This is a genomic window from Streptococcus suis (assembly GCF_016743335.1).
GTDB classification, from domain to species: domain Bacteria; phylum Bacillota; class Bacilli; order Lactobacillales; family Streptococcaceae; genus Streptococcus; species Streptococcus suis_Y.
The window spans coordinates 68703-89060 of sequence record NZ_WCJE01000003.1; the positions used below are offsets into that span (position 1 = coordinate 68703).

The 20358-nt window shown below is 44.8% G+C and carries 20 protein-coding genes and 1 pseudogene; 17 read left to right on the forward strand and 4 right to left on the reverse strand.

Annotated elements, in window-relative coordinates; genetic code table 11:
- Window positions 1-82: 82 nt before the first annotated feature.
- The 17 genes and pseudogenes from F9856_RS02050 (at window position 83) to F9856_RS02130 (ending at window position 18514) form a co-directional block, all read left to right on the forward strand.
- A complete protein-coding gene (locus F9856_RS02050; protein ID WP_202105562.1) occupies window positions 83-736 on the forward strand; it encodes an NAD(P)-dependent oxidoreductase in 654 nt (217 codons plus the stop codon).
- Window positions 729-1451, forward strand: coding sequence for an SIR2 family NAD-dependent protein deacylase (locus tag F9856_RS02055; RefSeq protein ID WP_202105563.1), 723 nt, complete (start codon window positions 729-731; stop codon window positions 1449-1451). Before F9856_RS02050 ends, F9856_RS02055 begins: the two co-directional genes overlap by 8 nt.
- A 26-nt stretch (window positions 1452-1477) precedes the next feature.
- Complete coding sequence (locus F9856_RS02060; RefSeq protein WP_202105564.1) at window positions 1478-3814, forward strand: ATP-binding cassette domain-containing protein; 2337 nt, start codon at window positions 1478-1480, stop codon at window positions 3812-3814.
- 352 nt (window positions 3815-4166) lie between these two features.
- Window positions 4167-4984, forward strand: a pseudogene (locus tag F9856_RS02065) (oxidoreductase).
- Between the two features lie 129 nt (window positions 4985-5113).
- Window positions 5114-6085, forward strand: coding sequence for an AraC family transcriptional regulator (locus tag F9856_RS02070; protein WP_202105565.1), 972 nt, complete (start codon window positions 5114-5116; stop codon window positions 6083-6085).
- A gap of 91 nt (window positions 6086-6176) precedes the next feature.
- A complete protein-coding gene (locus tag F9856_RS02075; protein ID WP_013730125.1) occupies window positions 6177-6443 on the forward strand; it encodes an ACT domain-containing protein in 267 nt (88 codons plus the stop codon).
- Window positions 6444-6454: 11 nt separating this feature from the next.
- Window positions 6455-7792, forward strand: a complete 1338-nt coding sequence (locus F9856_RS02080) for a PFL family protein (protein WP_044689797.1) — start codon at window positions 6455-6457, stop codon at window positions 7790-7792.
- Window positions 7793-7865: 73 nt separating this feature from the next.
- Complete coding sequence (locus F9856_RS02085) at window positions 7866-8561, forward strand: histidine phosphatase family protein (RefSeq protein WP_202105566.1); 696 nt, start codon at window positions 7866-7868, stop codon at window positions 8559-8561.
- A 222-nt stretch (window positions 8562-8783) separates the two neighbouring features.
- Window positions 8784-9818 (forward strand): heat-inducible transcriptional repressor HrcA, encoded by a 1035-nt coding sequence (hrcA, locus tag F9856_RS02090; RefSeq protein WP_202105567.1) that lies wholly within the window; start codon window positions 8784-8786, stop codon window positions 9816-9818.
- A 12-nt stretch (window positions 9819-9830) separates the two neighbouring features.
- Window positions 9831-10343: a nucleotide exchange factor GrpE gene (grpE, locus tag F9856_RS02095; protein WP_002943082.1), complete on the forward strand. Its 513-nt coding sequence runs from the start codon at window positions 9831-9833 to the stop codon at window positions 10341-10343.
- The gene (locus tag F9856_RS02100) at window positions 10344-10775 is read left to right on the forward strand and encodes a GNAT family N-acetyltransferase (protein ID WP_029179395.1); all 432 of its coding nucleotides are present in this window, start codon (window positions 10344-10346) and stop codon (window positions 10773-10775) included.
- Between the two features lie 193 nt (window positions 10776-10968).
- A complete protein-coding gene (dnaK, locus tag F9856_RS02105; protein WP_029996757.1) occupies window positions 10969-12792 on the forward strand; it encodes a molecular chaperone DnaK in 1824 nt (607 codons plus the stop codon).
- A 321-nt stretch (window positions 12793-13113) separates the two neighbouring features.
- On the forward strand, window positions 13114-13800 hold the full coding sequence (locus tag F9856_RS02110; protein WP_172004243.1) for a type 1 glutamine amidotransferase domain-containing protein: 687 nt from the start codon (window positions 13114-13116) through the stop codon (window positions 13798-13800).
- Between the two features lie 276 nt (window positions 13801-14076).
- Window positions 14077-15213, forward strand: a complete 1137-nt coding sequence (gene dnaJ / locus F9856_RS02115) for a molecular chaperone DnaJ (protein ID WP_202105568.1) — start codon at window positions 14077-14079, stop codon at window positions 15211-15213.
- A gap of 92 nt (window positions 15214-15305) precedes the next feature.
- On the forward strand, window positions 15306-16751 hold the full coding sequence (locus F9856_RS02120) for an amidase (RefSeq protein WP_202105569.1): 1446 nt from the start codon (window positions 15306-15308) through the stop codon (window positions 16749-16751).
- A gap of 124 nt (window positions 16752-16875) precedes the next feature.
- Window positions 16876-17751, forward strand: coding sequence for a transporter substrate-binding domain-containing protein (locus F9856_RS02125; protein ID WP_202105570.1), 876 nt, complete (start codon window positions 16876-16878; stop codon window positions 17749-17751).
- 91 nt (window positions 17752-17842) lie between these two features.
- Window positions 17843-18514 (forward strand): amino acid ABC transporter permease, encoded by a 672-nt coding sequence (locus tag F9856_RS02130; RefSeq protein ID WP_202105571.1) that lies wholly within the window; start codon window positions 17843-17845, stop codon window positions 18512-18514.
- Between the two features lie 37 nt (window positions 18515-18551).
- Here the strand turns inward: F9856_RS02130 and F9856_RS02135 are convergent, their stop codons facing one another.
- Genes F9856_RS02135 through F9856_RS02150 form a run of 4 tightly spaced genes read right to left on the reverse strand, consistent with a single transcriptional unit; the run spans window position 18552 to window position 20282 of the window.
- On the reverse strand, window positions 18552-19022 hold the full coding sequence (locus F9856_RS02135) for a hypothetical protein (RefSeq protein WP_202105572.1): 471 nt from the start codon (window positions 19020-19022) through the stop codon (window positions 18552-18554).
- A gap of 10 nt (window positions 19023-19032) precedes the next feature.
- Complete coding sequence (locus F9856_RS02140; protein ID WP_202105573.1) at window positions 19033-19539, reverse strand: DUF2975 domain-containing protein; 507 nt, start codon at window positions 19537-19539, stop codon at window positions 19033-19035.
- 1 nt (window position 19540) lies between these two features.
- Window positions 19541-19756 carry a helix-turn-helix domain-containing protein gene (locus F9856_RS02145; protein WP_002943099.1) on the reverse strand — a complete coding sequence of 72 codons (216 nt, stop codon included), beginning with the start codon at window positions 19754-19756 and terminating at the stop codon, window positions 19541-19543.
- A 1-nt stretch (window position 19757) separates the two neighbouring features.
- A complete protein-coding gene (locus F9856_RS02150) occupies window positions 19758-20282 on the reverse strand; it encodes a hypothetical protein (RefSeq protein ID WP_024375951.1) in 525 nt (174 codons plus the stop codon).
- Between the last annotated feature and the right edge of the window lie 76 nt (window positions 20283-20358).

Genomic DNA, 20358 nt, shown 5'->3' on the forward strand with positions numbered 1-20358 from the left:
CAACACTCTCTTTCATTTTGTAGTTTTATTCTACCATATTTCCGCTTATAATGGGACTATCAACTGAAAAGGAGTGTTGAAGATGAAATTATTAATCATTGGGGCAACAGGTCGGACAGGTCAGGAGTTAGTCAAGCAGGCTCTGGCACGTGGAGATGAGGTGACTGTCTATGTCCGCAATTCCCAGAAATTACCAGCTGACTCCCGCTTGACGATTTACCAAGGTCAGCTGAGTGAAGAAGACAAACTAAGACAGGCTATGACAGGGCAGGACGCAGTCTTGCTCACGCTGGGAAACAGCTTTGCCAATCGGAGCCAGCCTTTCTTTGAAAAGGTTATGCCGACCATTATTGCCAGCATGAAGCAGGCACAGGTAAAACGCCTGGTCAGCCTGTCCTCGCTAGGTGTTGGCTTGACCTATTCCAATACCCGCTACCCTTATCGCTTAGGTGTTCGTACTTTTCTAAAAGGGAATCATCAAGACCACTGGTTAGGAGAAAAGGAGCTGATCGATTCTGGTCTGGACTGGACTACCGTCCACCCAAGTCCTCTTTTTGATGGAAAAAAGACAGCTCGACCAAGTTACCAACTTGCCCATACAGGCTACAAGGTACCAGGGATAGCCCGCACCATGCGAGTAGATGTAGCAACAGTCATGTTAGAGGTTCTGGAAAAACCAGAGACCTACCAGCAAGCCATCGTCATGTTTTCCCAGATGGAGGTAGGCCATGAATGAGATTGAAAGACTTTACCATTATCTCCGAACCAGCCAGTTTGCCCTTGCTGTAACAGGGGCAGGCATTTCCAATAGCTCTGGTATCAAGGATATGGACCAGATGGATACATTAGAAATCTTGCAAATGTCCTTTGAACCCTTAGTACGCCTCCATCCCAAGAGGAGTTATCGACTGCTAGAAAAGCATTTTTTACAGCCCATATCAGAGCACGGTCCTAGTATGACCCATCAAGTTTTAGCTGATTTGGAAAAGAGGGGGCTACTAAAGGGGATTGTTACGACCAATATTGACCACTTGCATAGCCTAGCAGGCTCGCAGCATGTGGCTGAGATTCAGGGGAGCTACGCTGTCAATCAGTGCCGTAAGTGTCAGACTGTTTATCAGGGGCTGGAGATTTGGCAGCAGGGGCAAGTTCCTCGCTGTCAGCAGTGTGGAGGCTTGATAGAAGCTTTTCCTGTCTATTCGCATGTGGGGGTCTACGACCAAGCTTATCAAAAAGCCTTGGAGTGGACAAGGAAAGCTGACCTCTTGCTCATCATCGGAAGCAAGGGCAACTATGGGGATTACCTCAGGGAGCTACCGCCAACTACCCCCATTGTCCAAATCAATCCGCAACCCACCCAGTTTGATCAGTTCGCCAGCCTGACCATTGCGAAAGAAGCAGACGAGGTCTTTGTAGCATTGCAGACCCTACTGGCAAATGATGCTCGATAATAAAAAAATAGAAAAAGAATAAAATCATGTTAACCCTAACCAATATTTGTAAATACTACCGCAGTGGTGATGAAAGGCAAGTCGCCCTTGAGAATGTCAGTCTGACTTTTTCCAAGCAAGAATTTGTCTCTATACTTGGAGCAAGCGGGAGTGGGAAGACTACCCTTTTGAATATCATCGGTGGTTTGGACAGTTACGATGCAGGAGATTTGTTGGTCAATGGCACTTCCACCCAGTCATTTAAAGAAAAGGATTGGGACGCATACCGAAATGGTACGATTGGCTTTGTCTTTCAGAGCTACAACCTTATTAGTCATTTGACTATTTTGGAAAATGTCAAGCTAGCCTTGTCTATCGCAGGTGTGTCAGAAGCAGAGGGCAGGGAGCGAGCTTATCAGGCACTCTGTGAGGTCGGCCTAGAAAAGCATGTCAGCAAAAAACCGAGCCAGCTATCTGGTGGGCAAATGCAGCGGGTGGCCATTGCTCGAGCTCTTGTGACCAATCCCCAGATTATCCTCGCCGATGAGCCGACAGGTGCTTTAGATAGTAAGACCAGTGTCCAAATCATGGAATTGATGAAAGAGATTAGCAAGGATAGGCTGGTTATTATGGTGACTCACAATCCAGAGTTGGCTGAGGCTTACAGCAATAGGATTATCCGTGTGGCAGATGGGCATATCATCGAGGATACCCAACCGCCCCAAGAAGGGGAAAATCTTCAGGGGGCAGGTTACCAGCCTGTCAAGACAGCCATGTCCTTACGGCAGGCAGTTTCCTCTAGCATGAAAAATCTACTGACCAAGAAAACCAGAACTAGCCTGACAGTGCTTGCGGCGAGTATCGGGATTATCAGTATTGCTAGTGTGCTGTCTATCTCATCAGGGATGAATGCTTATATTGAGCAGACCCAAAAAGATAGCCTAGCTACCATGCCGATAACCGTTCAGGCGACCAGTGGAGGTTCAGGCGAACGCAATCTTGCAGACCGTTTTTCGACTACTGAGTCTGAGGAAGCTACAGATATCATTCGACTGTCTGAGGAGTCCGCTGCCCATAGCAATCATTATACAGAGGACGCTTTGGGAGATGGCGGGAGTTTCATGACCTACATGGAGGAGCAGGCTAGTGACTATTATGATAGCTTGAGTTTTGATACAGGCTACACGTTAAAACTATTGACCAGTAATGCAGCAGGCGAAGTCTCCCATGTCCAACAAGCAACAGGAAGACAGGCAACAAGCAACTTTGCTGTCTTGCCAGAAGACCTCGTAAGCCTAGCAGAGCAATACGAGCTTGTAGCAGGGACAGCCTTGACTGAGTTGACCGCCAATCAGGTAGTCCTCTTTCTCCCAGCTGAAGGGACACTGACCGCTTCCCAGTTGAAGCTCTTGGGCTACGCAGATGAAGAGGAAGTAAAGGCTTCTGATATCGTTGGCAAAGAGTGGAGTGTTCTGAACAACGACCAGTACTACCAAGAAATCAATCAGCATTTCTTGCCAAATGAAGCAACAACAGAACTCTATCAAACAGGGGACAAGCTGACGATTGCAGCAGTTGTCAGAGCAAAAGATAGCAACAACAATGCCTTTTCAGGACTCCTTGGCTATTCTGCGGATTTTCTAGACCAGTTGTTGGCGGAAGAAAGCCAGACCATTCTGGTCAAACAGCAGGCAAAAAGTCCTACAAAGAGTCTCTTGGATGTGGCTGGGGACAGCTTGACAGAGGAGAGCTATATTAGCTTAATGCAGAGTATAGGGGGCAACCAAACGCCGACGAGTTTGAAATTTTACACTGCTAGTCTTGAAGACCGTGAGAAATTGATTGCCACGATTGATGACTTTAACCAAGCCGTAGCAGACAAGTATGGCAAAGACAGCGAGCAGTATGATTATTATTCGATTGAATTTGTTGACGCGTCAGAGATGTTGACTAGTGTTTTGGGGAGCGTGATTACGGTAATTACCTTTATCTTGACTGCCTTCTCTGGGATTTCCCTCTTGGTGTCTTCTGTCATGATTGGGATTTTGACCTATGTCTCCGTTGTGGAGAGAACTAAGGAAATTGGTATTCTCCGTGCGATTGGAGCACGCAAAAAAGATATTTCACGAATCTTTAATGCTGAAGCAGGTTTAATTGGATTAACATCTGGCTTGCTGGGGATTGGGGTTGCCATGGGTTTGAATGTCCTAATAAACAGCTTGATTGAGAGCAGTTTAGGTATTGCTGGCTTTACAGCTGTCCTATCTCCATGGTCGGCTCTTGCCCTTATCGGTCTCAGTCTAGGCTTGACCCTGCTTGCGGGCTACCTCCCATCACGGATTGCAGCTAGGAAAAATCCAGTCGAAGCTCTAAGGACGGAATAATAGCAGCATAAGAATGGGATTGTTGGTAGACTGATAAGTAGCAACTAAACAAACCTTCTCCATTACGCCGACTGACCAAATACACAGCGGCTAGCCAGGACGGATATCTGTGTGTGACAGCTGCTCTCAGTGAGGTCACAGGGACAAAGCCTGAAAGTAAGACGTCATCCTCCAAGAAATGACAGGCGAAAATTTTTCCCAAGCAGGGGAGTTGAGAGGGTAAGATAGCTAAAATTTTCTCTAATCTGTCACAAAATGATGAACTTTTATCGTGAAAAGTTATTGGAAAACTTTCTGAAAATCTCTATAATAGACTTATCAATCGATAATAAAACAAAAGAGGTTTAGGAAAATGTCAAACAAAAAAGTTATCTTAGTTACAGGTGCGTCATCAGGTATGGGGAAATCATCCGCTCAAGATTTGATTAAAGCTGGTCACATCGTCTACTGTGTGGCTCGTAGCGTAGATAAGATGAAAGATCTTGAGCAAATCGGAGGTCATGTCATGAAGATGGATGTGACTAACGAAGCAGACATTGAAGCAGTTGTCAAACAAGTCATTGCAGAGCAAGGTCGCATCGACGTTCTTTGGAACAACGCTGGTTACGGTTTGTACGGCCCAGTGGAAGATTTGTCAATGGAACGTGTGCAACACCAGTTTGAAGTCAACGTCTACGGTGTCGCTCGTTTGACCAAAAAAGTCTTGCCATACATGCGTGAAAAACGTAATGGTTTAATCATCAATACGTCATCTATGGGTGGAAAAATCTACACACCACTTGGGGCTTGGTACCATGCAAGTAAACATGCTATCGAAGGATTCAGCGATTGCTTGCGTATGGAAGTGAAAGAATTTGGGACCAAAGTGGTTGTCCTTGAACCAGGTATGATCAACACAGGTTTCAACGCAGCTGTTCGTGACAATTTCTCATTTGAATCACAAAATGGTCCTTAAAACGCTTGGTAAATGGCTACATCAAGGCCATGGAAAATAACCCAGCACCAGGATCAAAACCAGAAGTTATCTCACGTACGGTTCTTAAAATCATCAACGCTCGCAACCCTAAAACACGTTACCTCGTAGGTCGTGGAGGTAAATTGCTTGTTGGTATCTGTCGTATCTTTGGCGACAAAGCCTTTGATACTATGATGTTGGCATCAATGCGTTAATTGTTTAGCAAGAAGCGAACTGCCTCTTTTGCTTTGGCTATCTTGGCGTCAAATGGTAACTGCCTGGCGGTAAAGGTCATGGCCAATTTGGCGTGATTTGGTATAATCGTTCTAGAAGGAAGAGAAAATATGAAACTTACCATTACAAATCAATTTCAAGAATTTCTAAAAAGCATCGGAGCGGATATCGCAGAGCTTTTGCAACGGGCGGAAGTGCCTAACAAGCTCTGGCAGGAAGAAATCAGTCTGACCACGCTGGAATACCACCGACTGTTGCAGGAATTTGACAGAGTCATGTCTGAGGAAAATATCCGTGCTCTCAGCCAGATTTCCAAGATTCAGATGTTTGTGCCAGCCTTCTTTGCGGCCTTGTCATCACCGCACGGTATTGAGGCCTTGGACCGTTTTGCCCGCTTTAAGAAGATTGTGGGGCCGATCGAAGTCGATGTGGTTGAGGCAGAGACGACCGTTTCTGTCACCTACAAATTTTCCCACGCCAATATGGACCTGCCAAAATTCTCTGTTCTCAATGAGCAACTCTTGGTCCTCAATATGATTCGGACAGGTGTCGGCGAGTGGATTGTGCCACTAGTGGTGGAAAGTCCGTATGACTATGAGGCGGAAACCGTGGCTGAATTTGGCCTGCCTATTCAAAAAGGGGACAGCAACCGTCTGGTCTTTGACAAGGCAGACTTGCAGAAGCCCTTTTTGACCCAGAACAATATCATGTGGCAATATTTGGAAACGGAGCTCAATCAGCACCTGGCCCAGCAGGTCAGAGAGCAGAGCTTCGCAGGCTATGTCCAGCAGGAACTCTACTCGGCTATTCCAAGCGGCTTCTTCTTGGTAGAAGACATTGCCCACCGACTTGGTGTCAGCGTTCGGACCCTGCAACGAAACCTATCGGCTGAAAATACCAGCTTCAAACAGGAACTGCAAGCCGTTCAAAAGGCCATGACCTTCTCCTATCTCAAGATGAAATTGTCAGCAGAGGAGATTTCCAGTCTGATTGGCTACAGCGAGGTCAATGCTTTCAGCCGCGCCTTCAAAAACTGGACAGGCATGACTGTGACCGACTACAAGAAGCAACAAGGACTATAAAGGCGCATGATAGAGGTAGAAAACAATAGGATTTCTACCTTTTTCTGCATATTTATGATAAAATAAATGAAAATTTAGAAGAGGTGTTCAGATGAAAGCTATTGTTACAGTTGTCGGTAAGGACAAGTCAGGAATTGTTGCGGGTGTTGCGACTAAGATTGCGGAGTTAGGGCTCAATATCGATGATATTTCCCAGACTGTTTTGGATGAGTATTTTACCATGATGGCGGTGGTGTCGTCAGATGAGAAGAAAGATTTCACCAAGCTTCGTGCAGAACTAGAAGCCTTTGGTCAAGGTTTGAACGTGAAAATCAACATTCAAAGTGCGGCGATTTTTGATGCCATGCACAACTTGTAAGGAGAGCAATCATGGATATTAGACAGGTTAGAGAAACCATTGAGATGATTGAGGAGCAGCACTTCGACATTCGGACCATTACCATGGGGATTTCCCTCTTGGACTGTATCGATTCGGATATCGACAAGGCTGCGGAGAAAGTGTACACTAAAATCGTCACCAAGGCAAAGAACTTGGTAGCAGTCGGCGATGAGATTGCGGCGGAGCTGGGAATTCCCATTGTTAACAAGCGGGTGTCGGTAACGCCTATTGCTCTGATTGGTGCGGCGACAGATGCCACGGATTATCTGCCCTTGGCTCATGCCTTGGACAAGGCGGCTCATGAGATCGGCATCGATTTTATCGGTGGCTTTTCAGCTCTGGTTCAAAAGGGCTACCAAAAAGGTGATGAAATCCTTATCAACTCTATACCGCAGGCATTGGCCCAAACCTCTAAGGTCTGCTCGTCGGTCAATATCGGCTCAACCAAGACAGGTATCAACATGACGGCTGTGCGGGACATGGGGCGGATCATCAAGGAGACGGCGGAGGCTTCTGATATGGGTGCGGCCAAGCTGGTGGTCTTTGCCAATGCGGTCGAGGACAATCCCTTTATGGCGGGTGCCTTCCATGGTGTCGGTGAGGCGGATGTGGTCATCAATGTCGGCGTATCTGGGCCCGGTGTGGTCAAGCGTGCTCTTGAAAAAGTGCGCGGTGAGAGCTTTGATGTGGTGGCGGAGACCGTCAAAAAGACTGCCTTCAAGATTACCCGTATCGGTCAGTTGGTTGGTAATATGGCCAGTGAACGCCTGGGTGTCAAGTTCGGTATCGTGGACCTGTCGCTTGCTCCAACGCCAGCGGTTGGCGACTCAGTGGCACGGGTTTTGGAGGAAATGGGCTTGGAAACCGTAGGTACGCACGGAACGACTGCTGCCCTGGCTTTGCTCAATGACGCAGTGAAAAAGGGTGGGGTCATGGCTTGTAACCAGGTCGGTGGCTTGTCAGGTGCCTTTATCCCTGTGTCTGAGGACGAGGGCATGATAGCTGCGGTGCAAAATGGCTCCCTCAACCTTGAAAAATTGGAAGCCATGACGGCCATCTGTTCTGTAGGTTTGGATATGATTGCTATTCCAGAAACAACGCCTGCTGAAACCATTGCGGCTATGATTGCGGATGAGGCGGCGATTGGGGTTATCAACCAGAAAACGACTGCGGTTCGTATTATTCCGCTTGGAAAAGAAGGAGATATGATTGAATTTGGCGGCCTTCTGGGAACAGCTCCTGTTATGAAGGTCAATCAAGCTTCGTCTGTGGACTTTATCAACCGTGGTGGACAGATTCCAGCACCGATTCATAGCTTTAAGAACTAAAAAACGTAGACCGATTGCCGCAAGCAGTCGGTTTTTTGTTATACTAATAGTAAGAAATGACAAGGAGAATGCTATGGCAGACGTAAGATTATATATTTCTCGTCACGGGAAAACCATGTTTAATACCATCGGGCGCGTGCAGGGCTGGTGTGATACGCCGCTGACCAAGGCTGGCGAGGAAGGGATTCGTGAATTGGGTTTGGGTCTTAAGGACGCAGGGCTTGATTTCAAGGTTGCTGTATCCAGTGACCTAGGACGGACTGTTCAGACCATTACTATTGCCCAGCGTGAGTTGGGTATTTTAGGAAAAATCCCATATTATCAGGACAAACGCATCCGCGAATGGTGTTTCGGTAGCTTTGAGGGCATGTATGACGCAGACCTCTTCCAAGGTGTCCTACCACGTTTGAAAGGGACAGTTGATGCGACAGGCATGTCCTTTGCGGAAATCGCAGCAGGTATCCAAGAAGCAGACACCGCTGGCTGGGCGGAATCTTGGGAGGTCTTGAGCAACCGCATCTTAACAGGTTTTGAATCCATCGCTCAGGACTTGGAAAAGCAGGGCGGAGGCAATGCCCTTGTGGTCAGCCACGGTATGACCATTGCAACATTGGCTCATTTGTTAGAGCCAGAGCGTGGGGCTAATGTTTTCCTCGACAACGGTTCAATTACCGTCCTCAAATATGAAAATGGTAAGCTTTTAATTGAAGCAGTTGGGGATCTATCCTACCGCAAACGCGGGGCAGAGTTGATTTCTCAAGGGAAATAAAGAAATGAAATCAGGGAGTTTTCTCTGATTTTTTGGATTGAAGTAGGGAAGTAACTAAGTCCTCAGACTGATTTTTAGCACTCTAGGCAAAAGAGTGCTAATTTTTTGTCTTTTTCTCTTGACAATCCATTTTTTCGGCGTATAATGAGAGTATATAGTTTAGCACTCGCCATACGAGAGTGCTAAAGCTAAAAATCAATCGTGTTCATGAAAGGAGCGGAGATGATTACCCAACGTCAAAATGATATTTTGAATCTGATTGTTGAATTGTTTACGCGCCATCATGAGCCAGTTGGTTCTAAGGCCTTGCAGGAGATGATTGCTTCTAGTTCAGCGACCATTCGTAATGATATGGCTAAGCTGGAGCAGTTGGGCTTGCTGGAAAAGGCCCACACATCAAGTGGTCGGATGCCCAGTCGGGCTGGTTTTCAATACTTTGTCAACCACTCACTCAACTTGGAACACATCAATGAAGAAGATGTTTATCAGGTGGTCAAGGCCTTCGACTTTGAAGCCTTCAAGCTGGAAGACATTTTGGAGCGGGCTAGTACAGTCCTAGCTGATTTGACAGGCTACACTTCGGTCATCTTAGATGTGGAGCCGACCAGTCAGCAGTTGACTTCCTTTGATATCGTGCAGCTCAGTAGCCACGATGCTCTGGCAGTCTTGACCTTGGACCAGTCTAAACCTGTCACCGTCCAGTTTGCCATTCCCAAGAACTTTATGGCCAGGGACTTGGAAGTGCTCAAACGCCTGGTGGATGAACGCTTCGTTGACCAGACAGTCTTGTCCATTCACTACAAGCTGCGGACGGAGATTCCTCAGGTGGTGCAGCGTTACTTTACCACGACGGACAATGTCTTGGATCTCATGGATTACATCTTTTCCAATCTCTTCCAAGAATCGGTCTTTATCAGTGGAAAAGTTGCCTCGCTGACTTACGGTAATCTAGCTACCTACCAACTCTTGGATAGTCCTCAGTTATTGGCACCAGAGTTGCGACAGGGCCTGGCTCCAGACCAGCAGACTAGTATTTCCGTGGCGGAACATAGGGATTCAGCCCTTGCAGATGTGACAGTCATTCATCATCGCTTTCCAATCCCATATCGGGGCATGGCCCAGATGAGTTTGCTCGGTCCTGTGAACATGAACTACCGCAGGCAGATGAGTTTGATCAACATCATCAGCCGCGTCCTATTTATGAAATTAACCGATTACTACAGATATTTAAGTAGTAATCATTACGAAGTCAATTAGAAGGAGAATGCTTTGTCAGAAGAAATCAAAAACGAAGAAATCGTAGAAGAGGTTGAAGCAACAGAAGAAGTTGTGGAGACACCTGAAAAATCAGAATTGGATTTGGCAAACGAGCGCGCTGAGGAATTTGAAAACAAGTACCTTCGTGCCCACGCTGAAATGCAAAATATCCAACGCCGTGCCAATGAGGAACGCCAAACCATTCAGCGTTACCGTTCGCAAGACTTAGCCAAGAAAATCTTGCCAAGTTTGGACAACTTGGAACGTGCCCTTCAAGTCGAAGGCTTGACAGAAGATGTCAAAAAAGGCTTGGAAATGGTACAGGAAAGCTTGATTCAAGCCCTCAAAGAAGAAGGGGTGGAGGAAGTCGCAACAGATGTCTTTGACCCAAATCTTCACATGGCCATTCAAACCGTTCCAGCCACAGACGACTGCCCAGCAGAACACATTGCACAAGTCTTCCAAAAAGGCTACAAGTTGCATGAACGCTTGCTGAGACCTGCTATGGTGGTGGTGTCGGAATAAATGCTAGAGCTACGCGAAATCAGTGATGAGAATTTTCACGATTGCTTACATCTGGATTCTGGCTTATCTAAAGAAGACTATGTTGATTCAGTTGAGTTTTCATTGGCAGAAGCTTGGAGCCTTCGACCATTCTCACATCCGAAAGCTATTTACAATGAAGGTGAATTGATAGGCTACGTTTCGCTTTACTGCAAAGACAGCAATGGTGAAATCATCAATTTCTTAATTGATAAGAAGTATCAAGGAAAGGGATTTGGCAGAAAAGCAGCTGAAGTCTGTATAGACTATCTGAAAACAGAGTACAGTCTAGCCCAAATTTCCCTACCAGTTCATAAAGAACATTTGGAAGCTAGAAATTTCTGGAAGAAGTTAGGATTTCAAGAATCAAATAACATTGAAGATGACTATATCTTCATGCGTCGAACACTCTGACCGAAATGTCATGCACAGTAGTTTGCAACCAATCGCTTCGTCGCGAGGCTCCTAGCTCTTGGGCAAACTTTGTGTCGGTAACTCTAAGGTCGCTAAAGCGACAAGAGTTACTCGAAAACTATGAAAAAACCTCGTCTGCAATGACGGTAAACTATGAATGAATAAAAGAAAACTAAAATAAGAGGTAACACATATGTCTAAAATTATCGGTATTGACTTAGGTACAACAAACTCAGCAGTTGCAGTTCTTGAAGGAACTGAATCAAAAATCATTGCAAACCCAGAAGGGAACCGCACAACTCCGTCTGTTGTGTCTTTCAAAAATGGTGAAATCATCGTTGGTGACGCGGCAAAACGCCAAGCGGTAACCAACCCAGATACCATCATCTCTATCAAATCAAAAATGGGAACTTCTGAAAAAGTTTCAGCAAATGGCAAAGAATACACACCACAAGAAATCTCAGCAATGATCCTTCAATACTTGAAAGGCTATGCGGAAGAATACCTTGGTGAAAAAGTAACTAAAGCCGTTATCACTGTTCCTGCTTACTTCAACGATGCCCAACGTCAAGCAACCAAAGACGCTGGTAAAATCGCTGGTCTTGAAGTAGAACGTATCGTCAACGAGCCAACTGCAGCAGCCCTTGCTTACGGTTTGGACAAGACTGACAAAGATGAAAAAATCTTGGTATTCGACCTTGGTGGAGGTACTTTCGACGTATCTATCCTTGAACTTGGTGACGGTGTCTTCGACGTACTTGCAACAGCAGGTGATAACAAGCTCGGTGGTGACGACTTTGACCAAAAGATTATCGACCACATGGTAGCAGAATTCAAGAAAGAAAATGGCATCGACTTGTCAGCTGATAAGATGGCCCTTCAACGTTTGAAAGATGCGGCTGAAAAAGCTAAGAAAGATTTGTCAGGTGTAACATCAACTCAAATCAGCTTGCCGTTCATCACTGCAGGTGCAGCAGGTCCGCTTCACTTGGAAATGACATTGACTCGTGCAAAATTTGACGAATTGACTTACGACCTTGTAGAACGTACAAAAGTTCCTGTTCGCCAAGCCCTTTCAGATGCAGGTCTTAGCTTGTCAGAAATCGACGAAGTTATCCTTGTCGGTGGTTCAACTCGTATCCCAGCCGTTGTAGAAGCTGTTAAGGCTGAAACTGGTAAAGAGCCAAACAAATCTGTAAACCCTGATGAAGTTGTTGCTATGGGTGCAGCAATCCAAGGTGGTGTCATCACTGGTGATGTCAAAGACGTTGTCCTCCTTGACGTAACACCATTGTCACTTGGTATCGAAACAATGGGTGGTGTATTTACAAAACTCATCGACCGTAACACAACTATCCCAACTTCTAAATCACAAGTCTTCTCAACTGCAGCAGACAACCAGCCAGCTGTTGACATCCACGTGCTTCAAGGTGAGCGTCCAATGGCAGCAGACAACAAGACTCTTGGCCGCTTCCAATTGACAGATATTCCTGCAGCACCTCGTGGTATTCCACAAATTGAAGTAACATTCGACATCGACAAGAACGGTATCGTTTCTGTAAAAGCCAAAGACCTTGGTACGCAAAAAGAGCAAACTATCGTTATCCAATCAAACTCAGGTTTGACAGATGAAGAAATCGACCGCATGATGAAAGATGCAGAAGCAAACGCTGAAGCAGATAAGAAACGTAAGGAAGAAGTGGACCTTCGTAACGATGTTGACCAAGCAATCTTTGCGACAGAGAAAACTCTGAAAGAAACGGAAGGCAAAGGCTTCGACGCAGAACGCGACCAAGCTCAAGCAGCTCTTGATGAGTTGAAAGCAGCTCAAGAAGCAAACAACTTGGACGACATGAAGGCTAAACTTGAAAACCTCAACGAAAAAGCCCAAGCCCTCGCAGTGAAACTCTACGAGCAAGCTGCAGCAGCACAACAAGCAGCCGCAGGCCAAGAAGGTGCCCAAACTGCTGACAATGCAAGCGATGATGTCGTAGACGGCGAGTTTACGGAAAAATAAGATGTGAGAGCGTTAAAAGAACGACAGAAAAATAGGAACTTGACGCTGAATGCTTGCGTTCAAGGAAAGTTATCTTTTTTCCGAAGTTCTTAGCTCGAACTCAGTTCTCATCTTCTCGAGAATGGGAATTCAGAAACGAGCGGTTGGACTGGGAGACATTTTTATCCTGACTTCTTGAAAATTAGTAGGAAGTCGGTTAAGGTTCTTAGCTCGAACTCAGTTCTCATCTTTCCGAGAATAGAAATCATTCGTCAATAAAATTTCCAATCACAGAGGTTGCAACCCAGCCTCTGTTTTTGGGTAAATAGAAAATAGGGTAAAATGAATACGAAAAAAATACTGGTCGTTTTGACCAATGTATCTCAATACAAAAATGATGAAGAAAAAACAGGTCTGTGGCTAGCAGAAGCGACAGAATTTGTAGATGAAGTTACCAAAGCAGGATTTGAAGTGGATTATGTCAGTCCAAAAGGAGGAAGTGTTCCAATCGATCCGCGAAGTCTGAAAAAGGCCTATGTTTCCAAAGAAGATTTACAACTATCTGAAAGCGCCGATTTTAAGGAGCGTGCCTTGCTACACTCTCTTAAACCAGAAGATGTTCAACCTGAGGACTACATCGCTATCTATTATACGGGTGGCCACGGTGTGATTTGGGATTTTCCGGACAACAAGGAATTGCAAGAAATTGCTAATTCTATTTATGAACAAGGTGGATATATTTCCTCAGTTTGTCACGGTGTTGCAGGCTTGTTAAATATTCGTGCTAGGGATGGTCGTTATCTTATCGAGGGTAAGAAGATAACTGGTTTCACCAAATGGGAAGAGATTCTAAGTGGAAAACTGAAAAAAGTTCCCTTTATCACGGAAACTGAGGTCAAAAAACGTGGAGCCGATTTTCAAAAGAAACTTCCCTACACTTCTTTTGCCATACAAGATGGTCGTTTTGTAACTGGGCAAAATCCAATGTCAGGTAGGGCAGTTGCCAAACGCTTGCTAAGTAACTTCTAGCGAGGACTGGAATGACTGTATTTGACTTCTCAAATTTTACAGAAAGGAAAGTGTTCGTAACTGAACACGGGCTACTTTCTAATTTTCAAAGAAAGGAATACAAGTTCGTTTATTCGAACACAGTCGTTTATATGTAGTATTCATGCATGACTATTTTGGTGTAATTGAATACGCCTACGACTCTTTGAAAAAAGATAAACTTTACCTAGATGCGAAGCATCGTCGGACAGTTTCCTATTTTTCTTTGAGTCGCTTAACGGCTTAATATCTTACATTATGAACAACACAGAATTTTACGATCGTCTGGGGGTTTCTAAGGATGCTTCGCCAGACGAGATTAAGAAGGCTTATCGGAAGTTGTCCAAGAAGTACCACCCTGACATCAATAAGGAGGCTGGTGCGGAGGACAAGTACAAGGAAGTCCAAGAGGCTTATGAAACCTTGAGTGATCCGCAGAAACGGTCAGCCTATGACCAGTATGGTCCAGCGGGAGCAAACGGAGGCTTCGGTGGCGGAGCTGGTGGTTTTGGTGGTTTCGACGGAGCAGGTTTCGGTGGCTTTGAAGACATTTTCTCTAGCTTCTTTGGTGGAGGCGGTGCGACGCGCAATCCTAATGCACCTCGTCAAGGGGATGACTTGCAATATGCGGTCAATTTGAAATTTGAAGAAGCGATTTTTGGTGTGGAACGTGAAGTTTCCTATAACCGTGAGGCAACTTGTCGAACCTGTACAGGTTCAGGTGCCAAACCTGGAACAAGTCCGGTAACCTGTGGGCGTTGTCATGGTTCTGGAGTGATCAATGTGGATACCCAAACTCCACTTGGAACCATGCGTCGTCAAATGACCTGTGATGTCTGTCACGGTCGTGGGAAACAAATCAAAGACCCCTGTACAACTTGTCATGGTACTGGTCATGAAAAACAAGCTCATACTGTAACAGTCAAGGTGCCAGCTGGTGTGGAAACTGGTCAACGTATTCGCTTGGCAGGTCAAGGTGAAGCTGGTTTTAATGGAGGTCCATACGGAGATCTCTACGTTGTCATTCAGGTCCAACCTTCAGACAAGTTTGAACGTGAAGGAACCACTATTCACTATAAACTGAACCTCAACTTTGTTCAAGCAGCACTTGGAGATACAGTTCATGTGCCAACGGTTCACGGTGATGTGGATATGGTCATTCCTGAAGGTACCCAGACTGGTAAGACCTTCCGACTCAAAGGAAAAGGTGCACCAAGTGTTCGTGGTGGAGCTATTGGTGATCAATATGTCACAGTAAATATCGTCACTCCGACAGGTTTGAATGACCGCCAAAAAGCAGCTCTTAAAGAATTTGCGGCAGCAGGAAATATTGATGTCAAACCCCATAAAAAAGGATTTTTTGACAAGGTAAAAGATGCTTTTGATGAGCTGTAAATTGCTTTTATCGGCATACTCAAAATCAGTAAGCGTAGCTTGCTGATTTTTTACTTTCATGATAAGCTAATAAAAAATACAAGGAGAAGCCTATGTGGAAAGATGCGACGGAAATGGCCTTGGCTGTTCGAACAGGTCAGGTTTCTGCTAAAGAATTGGTAGCGGAAGCTATTGAACGAATAGAAGAGGAAAATCCTGCTCTCAATGCAGTTGTCAGCAAGCAATACGAGCAAGCCCTGCAAGAAGCAGAAACGGGGAATTTTCAAGACAAGCCCTTTGGTGGTGTTCCTCTTTTGTTGAAAGATTTGGGGCAAAATGAAGAAGGGCACTTGTCAACAGCGGGCTCTCGTCTATTCCAGAATTACCGAGCGAGGCATACTGATAAATTGGTACAGGCTTTCAAGGATCTGGGTTTCATCATCTTGGGGCGAACTAATACGCCAGAGTTTGGTTTTAAGAACATATCTGACTCCAGCCTACATGGGCCAGTCAAGTCGCCGCTAGATTTGAGCCGAAATGCAGGTGGGTCCAGTGGTGGTGCAGCAGCGGCAGTAGCTTCTGGTATGGTACCTTTGGCAGCAGCTTCAGATGGTGGAGGCTCTATCCGTATTCCCGCCTCCTTCAATGGTTTGATTGGTCTCAAGCCCAGTCGGGGCCGCATTCCTGTTGGTCCAATCTCCTATCGTGGCTGGCAGGGAGCTTCCAGCAACTTTGCTCTGACTAAGTCAGTCCGCGATACCAAACATCTTCTTTATCACTTGCAGACCTATCAGGTGGAAGCTCCCTTTCCTCTGGCTCTCCTATCTGAGCAGAGTCTCTTTGCACCAGGACATAAATCTTTGAAAATTGCCTACAGTCTGGAATCTCCGATTGGCAGTCCAGTTTCCGCTGATGCCAAACAGGCTGTCTTGTCCCTTCTGCCTCAGTTAGAAGCACTGGGGCACCAGATTACCGAGCTAGCAAGTCCTATTTTAGACGGCCTTGAAGTCATGCAGGCCTATTACCTGATGAACAGTGTTGAAACAGCTCAGATGTTTGACGAGATTGAAGCGGGGCTGGGTCGTCCCATGACCCCTGATGACATGGAGGTCATGACCTGGGCCATTTACCAGAGTGGGCAGACCGTTCCAGCTAAACTCTATTCTAAGGTCTTACAGGATTGGGACCGTTACAGTGCCAGCATGGCGGACTTCCACCAGCACTATGATCTCCTTCTGACGCCGACAGTGGCTGATGTGGCTCCCAAGCTAGACCAGTTCACTCACTCGCAAGAGATGCTAGACCGCTTGTTGCACACGCAGGAGTTGGCAATGGCAGAGCAGCAGAGTTTGATTTGGGAGATGTTTGCAGAAAGTCTAGCCTGGACACCCTTTACCCAGCAGGCAAACATCATCGGCCAACCGGCTATCAGCTTGCCAACTTATAAGATCCCAAAAGGCCTGCCAATCGGCGTTCAATTCACAGCAGCCAAGGGACGAGAGGATTTACTTTTGCAGTTGGCAGACCAAATGGAGGCAGCAGGTTTACTCAACTTGTAAGGGAATTCATTTTTTCAGTTCAATTATTTGCCAAAACGTTTTCAAAATGTTAACCTGTAAAAGTTGGTGGGTTAACACCGAAAAAGTAAAAAAGGAAGCTATGGCTTCCAAAGGAGATTGTTTTATGTTGAAAAAAGTTTTAGCCTCAGCTCTCTTGGTTTCTACATTGACCTTGGCAGCATGTTCTAGTTCAAGTTCGAATACTAGCAGTTCTTCTGCTGAACAGACTCAATGGGAAAAAATTCAAGAAGCAGGTGTCTTGAAGGTTGCAACACCAGGTACCCTCTTCCCAACTTCTTACTACAACGATGCTAAAGAATTGGTCGGTTATGAAATTGATATGATCAATGAAATTGGTAAACGTTTGAAATTGGAAATCGAATACCAAGAAATCGGAGTGGAAGAAGCCTTTACAGCTGTGGACAGTGGTAAAGTTGATATTTCTGTTAACAACTTTGACATGACAGAAGCACGTAAGGAAAAGTACAACTTCTCTATCCCTTACAAGTATTCAGTTGGTGGCTACATCGTTCGTGAAGATGGTTCATCAGGAATCGAAGCAGCTGACTTGAGCGACTGGACAGGTAAAAAAGCTGGTGGTGGCGCAGGTACTCAGTACATGAAGATTGCTGAAAAGCAAGGTGCAGAGCCAGTTATCTATGACAACGTAACCAATGATGTCTATTTGCGTGATGTATCAACAGGTCGTACAGACTTCATTCCAAACGACTACTACACACAAGTTATGGCTATCAAATGGGTCAATGCCAACTTCCCAGATATCAAAGTGAAGATGGGTGAGGCTAAATACAACCCAACTGAACAAGGGATTGTTATGAGCAAGGCTGACACAAGCTTGAAAGAAAAAATTGACGAAGCTCTTGAAGCGATGAAAGCTGACGGAACTTTGAAGGCAATTTCTGAGAAATACTATGCAGGACAAGACTTGACAGTCCCTGTTGAAAATGCAGATGAGTTGCCAGTTATCGAAGTTGAATAAGATTTGGTAGCAAATTAAAATACATATTGTATAGACTTTGTCAGTTTCTAGCTGGCAAGGTCTATCTGGTTTTTAGGAAAGAGGAGAAGATATGGATATTAACTGGCAGGCAGTTTTTAATGCAGATATTGCAAGAGAGGCTATTCCACAGATTTTGGAGGGACTTCCCTACACTTTATCCCTATCCCTAATTGGTTTTGCCTTGGGGACTTTCTGTGGATTTTTTGTAGCCCTCATGCGGATGTCTAAGTTTGGACCCTTGCGTTGGTTGGCTATGGCCCATATTTCTCTCATGCGTGGCATTCCCCTCATGGTTCTTCTTTTCTTCATCTATTTTGGACTGCCTTTCATGGGGCTACAACTAGATGCTATCTCCGCATCTATTATCGCCTTTACCTCCATGTCTAGTGCCTACATTTCTGAAATTATTCGTGCATCTCTTTCGGCCATTGATAGGGGACAGTGGGAAGCGGCGCGTTCCCTGGGCTTGCGGACCAATGTGATTTACAGAAAAATCATCATTCCCCAAGCCTTTCGGATTGCCCTTCCACCGCTGAGCAATGTTCTTTTAGATATGGTGAAAAGTACGTCCTTGACCGCTATGATTACTGTACCAGAGATTTTCAATAAGGCAAAAATAGTCGGAGGAGCCAAGTCGGACTACATGACAGTTTATATCTGTGTGGCCTTGATATATTGGGCCATCTGCACTCTCTACGCCTTCGGTCAGCTCAGGTTGGAAAAACGCTTGGCGACGTATTAAAAAAATTCCTCGGTTCTTTTGAATCGAGGAATTTTTGCTAGTCTGGATAGAAGACAAGAATAGCAGAAGTGGAAGAGGATTTGGTGTATTCGAAATCCTCCAGATCTTGCACGGACAAGCTTTGAATAGTGAAGTAAGATTGATGTTTGTAGCGGATATTAAAATCGCTGCTACTACCAGCATCGATAGTTGAGAAACTATGTTCATTTAGAGTAAACCCTTCTTTTGAGAGTTTCTCGAGATTTTCTTTTGTTGCCATTAAATAGATTTTGCCAGAGAAAGGAGATTCAAGAGAGAATTCTCCTTTGGATGTCGTGATTTCGACAATTTGCTGAAAGTTCTCAATCTTAGCCAGACTTTCGTCTGTTTTTAGAGCTTTTTCTGTTTCGATGGAAGCTGCTGTTAGCTCGTTTTGCATTTCTTTATTCACTTCTGAAGTGACAGAGTGACAAGCACTTAAGCAAGGTATCATCATGGAGAGTGCAATGAGGGAAATATACTTTTTCATCATGGGCTCCTTATATAATTTCATCATTTTCAGCTTGTAAAAGTACACCTTTTTCCAACACCATCTTTGCTAGTAGTGCAATAATAATCAGCACACCATTTATGAAATAGTCATTAAGTGAAAAATCATATAAATCACTTACATTCTCTAAATCTAGGTAAGATAGGAAAAAAGCACTTGCAAATTGTATGCTCGTCCATACGATTAAGGTTCCTAAAATTATCTTTGTATAGACTACAATTTCAGTTGAGAAAATAGCTCCTTTCTGAAAGTTGATAATCAATTTTTTGAGTATAGTAGCTAGGTAGATGAAGCAAGCTACCAAGATGATACTTATGATTAGAATAATAACAATGATAGGCAAGGGGATATCTAATTGTAGACTATTTTGAATAGGTTTCCCGCCTATAAGTAGAATAAGAAGTGCCAACATTATCAGTCCCGTTAAGGCAATCAATCCATAACGAATAAACGTTAGCAACTGTATGACGACGTTGAAAAATATCTTTTTGTTCATGCTATTCCCCCTCCCTCACATATTCTAAAATATCTCCTGGTTGGCAGTCTAGGATTCGGCAGATGCTCATCAAGGTATTGAAACGAATACCTTTTGCCTTGCCTGTCTTGAGAATGGACAGGTTGGCTTCGGTGATGCCGACTTGCTCTGCCAAGTCCTTGGAAGTCATTTGTCGATCTTTGAGGACCTTGTCTAAGTTTACGCGAATCATTTCCATATCAGATAAACTCGCTGTTCTCGGTTTCAAGTTGTTGCCCCTTTTGTACTAAGGTCCAGACAAAATAAGTTGCGAAGAGGAAGAGGGCATTGAGGATAAAGTCTGACCAGCGAAGATTGAGGAAGGTGTTTGGATTAGTAGCATGTGTCAGGAAAAACAAAGTGGTTAGGCAAAATTGACCAGCAGTCAAAATTAGTAAACTGACCAAGAGTTTCTGATAGAGTGCTAGGCTAGATGAGGCGAAATAATCTTCTTCCAGAAGTAGCTTACATAGCTTTTGGATCAGGTGGGCAATATGACTGAGTGCCGCCAAGACAATTAAGATCAATCCAGTCGTTAATAGAATGAGCCAGATGTTAATCTGGTCAATGGGTTTGTTAAAGGTGTATTCCCAAGAGTCTATCACAAAGGAGTGGCCTCCAAGACCTACCAAGGTAATGAAGGCATAGAGAGCAATCATGAAATAGAAGAAATAGCGAACACAAGCAGCCACAATGCCAGTTATTTTGAGTAGATTGGTTTTCATAGCAAACCTCCGATTATTATTGTTTTATGATAATATTATCTTTAAAATTATTATAAAACAATAATTTCTGAAATGC

Bases quoted from the DNA above. Each gene is read 5' to 3' on its own strand.
- F9856_RS02100 (WP_029179395.1), top strand. From the start codon at position 10,344: ATGCTAGAGCTACGCGAAATCAGTGATGAGAATTTTCACGATTGCTTA.
- F9856_RS02125 (WP_202105570.1), top strand. From the start codon at position 16,876: ATGTTGAAAAAAGTTTTAGCCTCAGCTCTCTTGGTTTCTACATTGACC.
- F9856_RS02135 (WP_202105572.1), bottom strand. From the start codon at position 19,022: ATGAAAAAGTATATTTCCCTCATTGCACTCTCCATGATGATACCTTGC.
- F9856_RS02085 (WP_202105566.1), top strand. From the start codon at position 7,866: ATGGCAGACGTAAGATTATATATTTCTCGTCACGGGAAAACCATGTTT.
- F9856_RS02050 (WP_202105562.1), top strand. From the start codon at position 83: ATGAAATTATTAATCATTGGGGCAACAGGTCGGACAGGTCAGGAGTTA.
- hrcA (WP_202105567.1), top strand. From the start codon at position 8,784: ATGATTACCCAACGTCAAAATGATATTTTGAATCTGATTGTTGAATTG.
- F9856_RS02075 (WP_013730125.1), top strand. From the start codon at position 6,177: ATGAAAGCTATTGTTACAGTTGTCGGTAAGGACAAGTCAGGAATTGTT.
- F9856_RS02120 (WP_202105569.1), top strand. From the start codon at position 15,306: ATGTGGAAAGATGCGACGGAAATGGCCTTGGCTGTTCGAACAGGTCAG.
- F9856_RS02055 (WP_202105563.1), top strand. From the start codon at position 729: ATGAATGAGATTGAAAGACTTTACCATTATCTCCGAACCAGCCAGTTT.
- F9856_RS02080 (WP_044689797.1), top strand. From the start codon at position 6,455: ATGGATATTAGACAGGTTAGAGAAACCATTGAGATGATTGAGGAGCAG.
- F9856_RS02140 (WP_202105573.1), bottom strand. From the start codon at position 19,539: ATGAACAAAAAGATATTTTTCAACGTCGTCATACAGTTGCTAACGTTT.
- F9856_RS02070 (WP_202105565.1), top strand. From the start codon at position 5,114: ATGAAACTTACCATTACAAATCAATTTCAAGAATTTCTAAAAAGCATC.
- F9856_RS02145 (WP_002943099.1), bottom strand. From the start codon at position 19,756: ATGGAAATGATTCGCGTAAACTTAGACAAGGTCCTCAAAGATCGACAA.
- dnaJ (WP_202105568.1), top strand. From the start codon at position 14,077: ATGAACAACACAGAATTTTACGATCGTCTGGGGGTTTCTAAGGATGCT.
- dnaK (WP_029996757.1), top strand. From the start codon at position 10,969: ATGTCTAAAATTATCGGTATTGACTTAGGTACAACAAACTCAGCAGTT.
- F9856_RS02130 (WP_202105571.1), top strand. From the start codon at position 17,843: ATGGATATTAACTGGCAGGCAGTTTTTAATGCAGATATTGCAAGAGAG.
- F9856_RS02060 (WP_202105564.1), top strand. From the start codon at position 1,478: ATGTTAACCCTAACCAATATTTGTAAATACTACCGCAGTGGTGATGAA.
- F9856_RS02150 (WP_024375951.1), bottom strand. From the start codon at position 20,282: ATGAAAACCAATCTACTCAAAATAACTGGCATTGTGGCTGCTTGTGTT.
- F9856_RS02110 (WP_172004243.1), top strand. From the start codon at position 13,114: ATGAATACGAAAAAAATACTGGTCGTTTTGACCAATGTATCTCAATAC.